This window comes from Novosphingobium sp. Chol11 (genome assembly GCF_945870625.1).
In the GTDB taxonomy this organism is placed as follows: domain Bacteria; phylum Pseudomonadota; class Alphaproteobacteria; order Sphingomonadales; family Sphingomonadaceae; genus Novosphingobium.
Map to the genome: position 1 here is coordinate 1 of NZ_CAMBTS010000116.1, position 9,647 is coordinate 9,647.

7 protein-coding genes and 1 pseudogene are annotated in these 9,647 nt (G+C 66.4%); 7 read left to right on the forward strand and 1 reads right to left on the reverse strand.

Annotated features, from left to right (window positions below; translation table 11 throughout):
- Window positions 1-158: 158 nt before the first annotated feature.
- Complete coding sequence (locus tag Q0O40_RS14045) at window positions 159-1,778, reverse strand: alpha-amylase family glycosyl hydrolase (protein WP_295531158.1); 1,620 nt, start codon at window positions 1,776-1,778, stop codon at window positions 159-161.
- Between the two features lie 149 nt (window positions 1,779-1,927).
- On the opposite strand from Q0O40_RS14045, the gene Q0O40_RS14050 reads away from it, so the two are divergent.
- The 7 genes and pseudogenes from Q0O40_RS14050 to Q0O40_RS14080 all read left to right on the forward strand — a co-directional run bounded on the left by Q0O40_RS14050 (window position 1,928) and on the right by Q0O40_RS14080 (window position 9,327).
- On the forward strand, window positions 1,928-2,908 hold the full coding sequence (locus tag Q0O40_RS14050; protein ID WP_295531161.1) for a bile acid:sodium symporter family protein: 981 nt from the start codon (window positions 1,928-1,930) through the stop codon (window positions 2,906-2,908).
- A gap of 98 nt (window positions 2,909-3,006) precedes the next feature.
- Complete coding sequence (locus Q0O40_RS14055; RefSeq protein ID WP_295531164.1) at window positions 3,007-3,483, forward strand: cytochrome c; 477 nt, start codon at window positions 3,007-3,009, stop codon at window positions 3,481-3,483.
- A 1-nt stretch (window position 3,484) separates the two neighbouring features.
- Complete coding sequence (locus Q0O40_RS14060) at window positions 3,485-4,183, forward strand: cytochrome b/b6 domain-containing protein (protein ID WP_295531167.1); 699 nt, start codon at window positions 3,485-3,487, stop codon at window positions 4,181-4,183.
- Window positions 4,184-4,373: 190 nt separating this feature from the next.
- Window positions 4,374-5,219 (forward strand): thioesterase family protein, encoded by an 846-nt coding sequence (locus Q0O40_RS14065; RefSeq protein WP_295531170.1) that lies wholly within the window; start codon window positions 4,374-4,376, stop codon window positions 5,217-5,219.
- 145 nt (window positions 5,220-5,364) lie between these two features.
- Window positions 5,365-6,567, forward strand: a pseudogene (locus Q0O40_RS14070) (3-hydroxyacyl-CoA dehydrogenase NAD-binding domain-containing protein); the annotation flags it as partial.
- A gap of 11 nt (window positions 6,568-6,578) precedes the next feature.
- The gene (locus Q0O40_RS14075; RefSeq protein WP_295531173.1) at window positions 6,579-8,159 is read left to right on the forward strand and encodes a class I adenylate-forming enzyme family protein; all 1,581 of its coding nucleotides are present in this window, start codon (window positions 6,579-6,581) and stop codon (window positions 8,157-8,159) included.
- On the forward strand, window positions 8,152-9,327 hold the full coding sequence (locus tag Q0O40_RS14080) for an acetyl-CoA C-acyltransferase (protein ID WP_295531176.1): 1,176 nt from the start codon (window positions 8,152-8,154) through the stop codon (window positions 9,325-9,327). Before Q0O40_RS14075 ends, Q0O40_RS14080 begins: the two co-directional genes overlap by 8 nt.
- Window positions 9,328-9,647 lie beyond the last annotated feature (320 nt).

Genomic DNA, 9,647 nt, shown 5'->3' on the forward strand with positions numbered 1-9,647 from the left:
ATCTGCCCTCCCGGCCACTCGCACCCTAAGCAGAACACGACGCCCTCCCCGCAGCGCCAGTGCAGGCGCCGCACCGGTCGCGCGATCCCCCCTCTGCCCAGACGCCGCACCCGTGCGCCCGAAATCCGAATCCAACAGGATCGCGGCGCGGCAAGCGCCTATTCCACCCGCTCAGCAATCATCCCTGAACGCGGCGGCAAGGACGCGCCGACGCCGGCCCCGTTCACCGCCATGATCACCCGCCAGCCGGCCTCCAGCGCATGATCGAGCGGCGCATCTCCCAGATTGAACACGCAGCGCAGCGCCCCCGCCTGCGTGCTCCGGTCGAATACCAGCAGCGGCTCGGGCGTTTCGATCGGCGCAAAATCTCCGATCCGCAGCTCCGGCCTCGCGCGGCGCAGCGCCGCAAGCTGGCGCGTCAGGTTCAGCACCGAGGCGGCATCGCGCTCCTGCACATCGACCGCCAGATCGAGATGCACGTCGGGCATCGGCAGCCATGGCTCGGCGCGCGAAAACCCGCCATGCGCCGCCCTCGCCGCCGCCGCTGGCCCCGCCCACGGCATCGGGGTGCGCGCGCCGTCGCGGCCCAGCGTCTGCGGCCAATTGGCAATAGCCTCCGGGTCCTGCAACCGTTCGAACGGCACTTCGGCCTGCGGCAGGCCCAGTTCCTCGCCCTGATAGAGAAAGATATTCCCGCGCAGGCAAAACAGCAGCAGCAGGCATAGCCGCGCCATCGCATCGCCGTGTTCCGGCGCGGCCCAGCGCGAAATCACGCGCGGCGCGTCGTGGTTGGAAAAGGCCCAGCTTGGCCACCCCTCCCCCGCCGTCCCTGGCCAGCCCCCGATCACCTCGCGCACCAGCGCGGCGCTCAGCTTCTCGGCATAAAGAAAATCGAAGCCGTAAGCGCTATTGAGCCGCGTATCGCCTGCGGTGAACGCTTTCATCTCCGCGTCCGCCTCATCGCCGCCCACTTCGGCCACGGTAAAGCGGTCGCCCGGATATCCGTCGATCACCCCGCGCAGCCGCTCAAGGAACGGGACGATGCCGGGGTGCGACTGGTTGTAAACATGCAGCTGGAAATCGAACGGCCGCGTCCGCCGCCCTTCCCCCTCGGGCCGGGGCGGATTGTCGGTCAGCGCCAGATCGTGCATCGCAAAGTTGATCGCATCGAGCCGGAACCCATCCACCCCCCGGTCCAGCCAAAACCGCGCCACATCGAGCAGCGCCTCCTGCACCGCCGGATTGTGCACATTGAGATCGGCCTGCGTGCTCAGGAAGTTGTGCAGATAATACTGCCCGCGCCGCGCATCCCACGTCCACGCCGCCCCGCCAAACACCGATTGCCAGTTCGACGGCGGCGATCCATCGGGCTTGGCATCGGCCCACACATACCAGTCGGCGCGCGGCCCGGTGCGGCTCGCCCGGCTTTGCTCAAACCACGCATGCTGGTCCGAGGTATGCGAATAGACCTGATCGATGATCACTTTGAGGCCCAGCGCATGCGCGCGCGCGCACATCGCGTCGAAATCCGCCAGCGTGCCGAAAATGCTGTCGACCCCGCGATAATCGGCAATGTCGTAGCCGAAATCGCGCATCGGCGAGGTGAAGAACGGCGAAAGCCAGATCCCGTCCACCCCTAGCGAGGCAACATGGTCCAGCCGCGCGGTGATCCCCGGCAGATCGCCGATGCCATCGCCATTGGCATCCATGAAGCTGCGCGGGTAAATCTGATAAATCACCGCGCCCTTCCACCAGGGTTCGCTCTGTTCTGGGTTCATGCTCGGGACCACCTGCTGCCGATGTTGTGCCTAGAATGCTGCGCTCGCGTCGCTATGCCCGCGAACGGCAAGCCACATCAACCCTCGCATCCGCCGCCCGCATGAGATTGTGCTGGAACCGCGCGGCCGTGCAGGGCAAGGGGATGCGCATGCTGCGGTCCCTTCGTGTGTTCCTGTTCTGGGATCCGTTTCTCCTCCTGCTCCTCGGCGTGGTCGCGGCGGCCACGCTGTTTCCGGTGCGCGGCGCGGCGGCCATCTGGGCCGCGAACGCCGCCAATGTCGCCATCGCCCTCTTGTTTTTCATGCACGGCGCGAAGCTCTCGCGCGCCGCCATTGTTCAGGGCGCGGGCAACTGGCGGCTTCATGTGCTCACCCTCGCCTCGACGTATGTGCTGTTTCCCGCGGTTGGCCTCCTGCTGGTGGCGTTGATGCGCGGCTGGGCCAATCCGCTGCTGCTGTCGGGGCTGCTGTTCCTCACCCTGCTGCCCTCCACGGTGCAGGCCTCGATTGCCTTCACCTCGATCGCGCGCGGCAATGTCGCTGCTGCGGTGTGCAGCGCCTCGCTGTCCAACGTGCTCGGCATCGTCTTCACCCCGCTGCTGGTCGCGTTGCTTATGGCGGTGCAGCGCGGCGCGCAGGTTTCACCGTGGCATTCGGTGCGCACGATCCTGTTGCAGCTGCTCGTGCCCTTTCTGGCCGGGCATCTGCTGCGCCCGCTGATCGGCGGCGTGATCGATCGCCATAAAAAGCTGCTCCAGCCGGTGGATCGCACCTCGATCCTGCTGGTGGTCTATTCCGCGTTCAGCGCTGCTGTTGTCGAAGGCATCTGGAACCGGGTGAGCGCCACCGATCTCGCCGAACTGCTGGCGGCCAGCGCGGTCATGCTGGCGCTGGTGATGGGGGCCATGGTGCTCGCCGCCCGCGCCGCCGGGCTGCCGCGCGAAGATGCGGTGGTGCTGCTTTTTGCCGGCTCCAAGAAAAGCCTCGTTTCGGGCGTGCCGATGGCGGGCGCGCTGTTTCCGGCGGCGCAAGTCGGCATCATCGTGCTGCCGCTGATGGTCTTTCACCAGCTCCAGCTCTTCGTTTGCGCGGCGGTGGCGGCGCGGCTGCAGCGCGAGGCAGACACCTGACGCCGCCCCGCGCTGGCAAAGCGCAAACGGTGCTTGCCACGGCGCGGGCGGATCGGCAAAACCATGGCGTCTCTCTTCCAGACGAGCAGGAACCCACGATGACCGCCAAGCGCTCCTTCACGATCCTTCCCTTTGCCGTCCTGGCGCTCACCGCCGCCACGCTGGCCGATGCCGCCGCCCCGCCCTCCGTCACGGCGACCATCGCCGCGCGGCAGGCGAACTTCAAGAAAATGGGCAAGGCGATGAAGATCCTGAGCGATCAATTGAAAAGCTCGGCACCGTCGCAGCCGGCCATGTACGGCGCGGCGCAAGTCATTGCCAGCAACGCACGCCGTCAGGGCCGGATGTTCCCCCTCGGCACCGGCCCGGGAAGCGGCGTCGAAACCGAAGCGCTGCCCGCGATCTGGACCGACAAGGCCGATTTCGACGCCAAGATGCGCCAGCTCGTTAACGAATCGACCAAATTGGTCGCCGTCACCAAGGCCGGTAACGCCGCCGCCATCGGCGCCCAGCTGAAGGCAACCGGCGGGACCTGCGGGGCCTGCCACCGCAAGTATCGCGCCGAAGACGAGTAATATGGCCGAAGCGCAGGCGCGGGTCCCGGGCCCGATCCGGGTCTGGGATCTGCCCGTCCGGCTTTTTCATTGGCTGATCGTCGGGCTGTTCGCGTTCTCGTGGTGGAGCGGCGAGAACCACGACATGGATTGGCATCGCTGGTCGGGCTACGCAGTGCTCGCGCTGCTGGTGTTTCGCCTGTATTGGGGCTTTGCGGGCACCAGCACCGCGCGCTTTGCCGCGTTCGTGCGCGGCCCCGGCGCGGCGCTGACTTATGCCCGGTCGCTGGCGCAACGGCCCTATGTCGCCAAAGTCGGCCACAATCCTATCGGCGGATGGAGCGTGATGCTGATGCTCGCGGCGCTTGTGGTCCAGGTCGCCGCCGGTCTGTTTGCCGTCGATGTCGATGGGATCGAATCGGGTCCGCTGTCCGATTACGTCAGCTTTGAAACCGGCCGCGCGGCGGCGAAGCTCCACCACCTTGTGTTCAACATCGCGTTGGCGGTCGTCGCCGTCCATATCGCGGCGATCATGGTCTACCGCTTCTGGCTGAAAACCGATCTCATCACCCCGATGATCACCGGCAAGCGGCAGAGCGCAAGCCTCCCCCCCGATGCGGCGGCGGCGGCGGTCGGCTTGGGGCTGTCGTGGCGCGCGCTCGTCGGGGTCGCCGCCGCTGCCGCCGTAGCCTATGCCATTTCGGTGGGCTTTCGCTTCTGATCGCTGGCGCAGCGCGAAAAAAGTTTCGCGCTGCCTGCTCTGCCGCTTTTCGAGATGCCGTAGCGTCATGCGGCAAGGCGCTCCTGCCCGCGCTGCCTTCCTCCCGGATGCCCCGCTTTTCGCTGCGCAGCAAATCCTTTAGCGCTAATCTCAGCATGGATTCGCGCTTTGCGCGCGCTGGGAGAACGGCATGGACACCCCCGGAATAACAGGCGCGCCAGACCAGGCCGCCCCAGACGAGGCCGCAATGGGCCTTGGCGCGATGGCGGCGCGGCTCGCGCCGCTCGGCGGGCGCTATCACCTCGATGGCGCACAAGGCTGGCTTCAGGGCCGCACGATGTACGGCGGGGCATCTTCGTTCCTCGCCTATGCCGCCGCGCGCCGCCAGTTTCCTGATCTTGGCCCGCTGCGCGCCGGGCAGATCGGGTTCATCGCGCCGGTCGGTGAACAGCTTGAGATCGAAGCGACCATGCTGCGCAGCGGGCGCAACATCAGCCATGTCGAGACCAGCCTCTATTGCGCAGGCGCGCTGGCGCACCGCACAATCTGGCTGTTCGGCCCCGCACGCGACGCCAATGGCGCGGTGGAACCGGCAGCGGAGCCCGCGTTGCTCCCGCCCGAAGACGCCCCGCCTCTGGACGCGCAGGAGTTCGTGCCCGATTTCATCCTGCGCATGGATGTGCGGCGCGCCCTGCCCAAAGATCCCGTCGGGGCGGCCCCGCGCGGCGCGGTGATCCGGCGCTGGGTGCGGCTGAAAGAGCGCGGCGGGCTCGATCCGCTGGGCGAGCTCATCGCCATCGGCGATACCCTGCCGCCCGGTTCGATGCGCGCGATGGAGCGGCGCGGCCCGATCAGCTCGATCAACTGGGCGCTCACCCCGCTGGGCAATGCACCGCAAACGCGCGACGGCTGGTGGCTGCTCGAAACATCCTCGAACTTCATGGACTGCGGTTTCAGCAGCGAGACCTTGCGGATGTGGAACACCGATGGCCGCGAGGTCATGCGCGGGCTGCAATCCGTTGCGGTTTTCGGATAATTCCTGTGCAGTCCATGCAACTTGCCGACCCGGCAGGGCTGGCCTACGCTCTCCCAAATAAAAAGATCAAACGCACGCAGAGAGGCTGAACATGTCTGAACCGATTCCTGGTGCCAAAGCGCACATCGACACCGCGCGCACCCTCGCCGCCACGGTCGATGATATTCCCGCAAACACCGCGCTCCTCCCCATCGCGCAGGTCGGCGTGATCGGTGCGGGCACCATGGGCGGCGGCATCACGATGAATTTTCTGACGGCGGGAATTCCGGTCGCGATCATCGAAATGACGCAGGAAGCGCTCGATCGCGGCGTGGCGACGATGCGCCGCAATTACGAAAACACCGTAAAGCGCGGCAAGATGGACGCCGCCGCTGCCGAAGCCGCGATGGCGCGGCTCACCCCGACGCTCGATTTCGCCGCGCTCGCGGGAGCCGATCTGGTGATCGAGGCGGTCTATGAAAGCATGGACGTCAAAAAAGACGTGTTCGGCCGGCTCGATGCCATTGCCAAGCCCGGCGCGATTCTGGCCAGCAACACCAGCTACCTCGATGTCGATGCGATTGCCGCCTGCACCAGCCGCCCGGCCAGCGTGCTCGGCATGCATTTCTTCTCGCCTGCCAATGTGATGAAGCTGCTCGAAGTGGTGCGCGGCAAGGCAACCGGCGCTGCCGAACTCGTTACCGTCATGGCGCTGGCGGTCAAGATCGGCAAAGTGCCGGTGGTGTCGGGCGTGTGCCACGGCTTCATCGGTAACCGCATGCTCAGCCCGCGCCAGCAGCAGGCCAACGCCATGCTGATGGAAGGCGCGAACTATTGGGATGTCGACGACGCCCTGCTCGAATTCGGCTTTCCGATGGGGCCGTTCCAGATGGCCGATCTCGCCGGGCTCGATATCGGCTGGCACCGCGATCCCGCCCGCATCGAAAGCTTGCGCGATGCGCTTTGCGCCGCCGGGCGCTGGGGGCAGAAAACCGCCAAGGGCTTTTACGATTACGACGACAGCCGCCAGCGCAGCCCCTCCGATGAAACCAAGGCGCTGATCGCAGAGTTCGCTGCCAAGGAAGGCAAAGCGCAGCGCGCCATCAGCAAGGACGAGATCCGTGAGCGCCTGCTCTATCCCATGGTCAGCGAAGGCGCGTTGATCCTTGACGAAGGCATCGCGCAGCGCGCGTCGGACATCGATACCGTCTGGCTCAATGGCTATGGCTGGCCGGCCTGGACCGGCGGGCCGATGTACTGGGCCAATCACATCGGGCTCGCCGTGGTCGCCGCTGGCCTTGAGCAACATGGCCTCCCGGTCGCGCCGCTGCTGGCAAGTCTGGCGGCGTCCGACGAAACCTTCCGCTAGGGCCGGCGAAAATGCGGATCGAGGACATCGTCGAGCCAGAGTTCGTGCCGCTCAGCACGATCCTGCGCGTTCACGCCGCGCGGCGCGGCGCGGCGACCGCGCTGGCGGATGAAACCACCCAGCTCTCGTGGGCCGGGCTCGATGCCATGCTGGACCGGGTTGCCGCCGCGCTCCAGCGCGAAGGGGTCGAGGCCAACGAGCCGGTGGCCATCGCGGCGTCCAATGCGGTGCCCACCGCGCTCGCCTTTCTGGGCGCATTGCGCGCCGGTGCGGTCGCCGCACCGCTCACGTCCACCGCTGCCCCCGCCACCGTGCTGGCGATGCTGGCCGATAGCACCAGCCGCGTGCTGTTCCTCGATGCCGCTATGGCCGCAGGGCTTGCGGGCCTGCCCTTCCCCGCGCATGTCAAACGCATCGCGCTCGATGACAGCGATGCGGGCGAAGCGTTTTCCAGCTGGATCGCCGCCGCCGGAGCCGTGCCCGAAGAGCGCCCGCCGCAGCCCGCCGATCCGTTCAACATCATCTATTCCTCAGGCACCACCGGCAGCCCCAAGGGCATCGTGCAAAGCCACCAGATGCGCCACGAATATGCCCGGCGCGCCATCGTCTCGGGCTATGACGACGACACCGCGACGATCTGCTCGACCCCGCTCTATTCGAACACCACTTTGGTCAGCTTCCTGCCCACGCTCACTGCTGCGGGCAAAGTGGTGCTGATGAAAAAGTTCGACGCGCGCGGCTTCCTCGAATTGTCGCAGCGCGAACGCGTGACCAACGCCATGCTCGTGCCGGTGCAATATCGCCGGATCATGGAACTGCCCGATTTCGATAGCTTCGATCTGGAGTCTTACCGCCTCAAGACCTGCACCTCCGCGCCGTTCCCCGCATGGCTCAAGGCAGACGTGCTCGCGCGCTGGCCGGGCGGGCTGGTCGAGGGCTACGGCCTCACCGAAGGCGGCGCGACGACCACGCTGATTGCGCACAAGTTCCCCGACAAGCTCCACACCGTCGGCCCGCCCTCGCCCGGCCATGTGATCAAGATCATCGACGAGGACGGAAACGAACTGCCGCCCGGCGCTATGGGCGAAATCGTGGGCCGCTCGCCCTTGATGATGAACGGCTACCACGGCAAGCCCGACAAGACGCGCGAGATGGAATGGTTCGACGCCGAGGGGCACCGCTATCTGCGCCACGGCGATGTCGGCCGGTTCGACGAGGACGGGTTCCTGATCCTGATGGACCGCTCGAAGGACATGATCATTTCGGGCGGCTTCAACATTTATCCCACCGACCTCGAAGCCGAACTCACGCGCCAGCCCGCCGTGCGCGAGGCTGCGGTCGTCGGCGTGCCCTCGGACCGCTGGGGCGAAACCCCGCTCGCGGTGGTCGTACTGGCCGATCCCGCCGCCGATCCGCAGGCGATCCTCGCCGATGCCAACAGCCGTCTGGGCAAGACCCAGCGGATCAGCGCGATCGAAGTCGTGGACGAACTGCCGCGCAGCCCCATCGGCAAAGTCTTGAAGCGGGAACTCCGCGACCGCTTTGGCGGGAATCCCATTACCCAGAACCCTCAGGAGAACACCCATGCGTGATGGCGTCATCGTTTCTGCCGCCCGCACCCCCATCGGCCGTGCCTACAAGGGCGCATTCAATGCCACCCCCGGGCCGACGCTCGGCGCGCTGTCGCTCAAAGCCGCCATTGAGCGCGCCGGGATCGACGGCGGCGAAGTCGATGACGTGATCTGGGGCAGCGCGCTGCAACAGGGCACCCAGGCCGGCAACATCGCCCGCCAGGTCGCGCTGCGCGCAGGGCTCCCGGTCACCGTCTCAGGCCAAAGCATGGACCGCCAGTGCTCCTCGGGCCTGATGACCATCGCCACTGCCGCCAAGCAGGTGATCATCGACCGCATGGACGTCGTCGCCGCAGGCGGCCAGGATTCGATCAGCCTCGTCCAGACCAAGGAAATGCGCGTCGCCCCGGATCGCAGCCTGGTTGAGATGCACAAGAATGTCTACATGCCGATGCTGCAAACCGCCGAAACGGTCGGCGCGCGCTACGCCATCAGCCGCGAAGCCTGCGACGAATATGCCCTGCAATCGCAGCAGCGCACTGCCGCCGCGCAAGCCGCAGGCAAGTTCGACGACGAGATCGTCGCCTGCGAGGCCTCGATGGGCGTACAGAACAAGGAAACCGGCGAGATCACGATGCACGACGTGACCCTCGCCAAGGACGAAGGCAACCGCCCCTCGACCACGCTGGAGAACCTGCAAGCGCTCAAGCCAGTGATCGAAGGCGGCATCATCACCGCCGGCAACGCCAGCCAGCTGTCCGACGGTTCGGCAGCGGTCGTGGTGATGGAAGCCGCCGTCGCGGCGGCCAAGGGCCTCACCCCGCTCGGCCGCTATGTCGGCATGGCGCCTGCCGGCACCGAGCCCGACGAAATGGGCATCGGCCCGGTCTTCGCGATCCCCAAGCTGCTCGGCCGCTTTGGCCTCAAGATGGACGACATCGGCCTGTGGGAGCTGAACGAAGCCTTCGCCGTGCAAGTGCTCTATTGCCGCGACAAGCTCGGCATCCCTGATGAACTGCTCAACGTCAACGGCGGCTCGATCTCGATCGGCCACCCCTACGGCATGACCGGCGCCCGCTGCACCATGCACGCCCTGATCGAAGGCAAGCGGCGCGGCGCAAAATATGTCGTGGTCACGATGTGCGTCGGCGGCGGCATGGGCGCCGCGGGCCTGTTCGAGGTGCTGTGAGCGCTAACGCAGCACACCCCTTCCCCCTCGATGGGGGAAGGATACGAAGGCTTGGCAACTTGTCTGCCTAGCCGAAGTTGGATGGGGGTGAGAGGCCATGCGCCGCGCCAAGCCACCCCAATCCAGCCTGCGCTAACGGATTGCGTCCACAAGCTGCGGCATCCTTCCCCCATCGAGGGGGAAGGAGGGTTTTGCCAACTTGGGGACGAAATTGGCCTGTCTGGATGACACCTCATTGCGGACCGGCAGATCGGTGTTAGCGTGTATCCATGCTGGTTACGCTCGCCCTGTTCATTCGCCGCGCACTCTTCCTCGCTTGG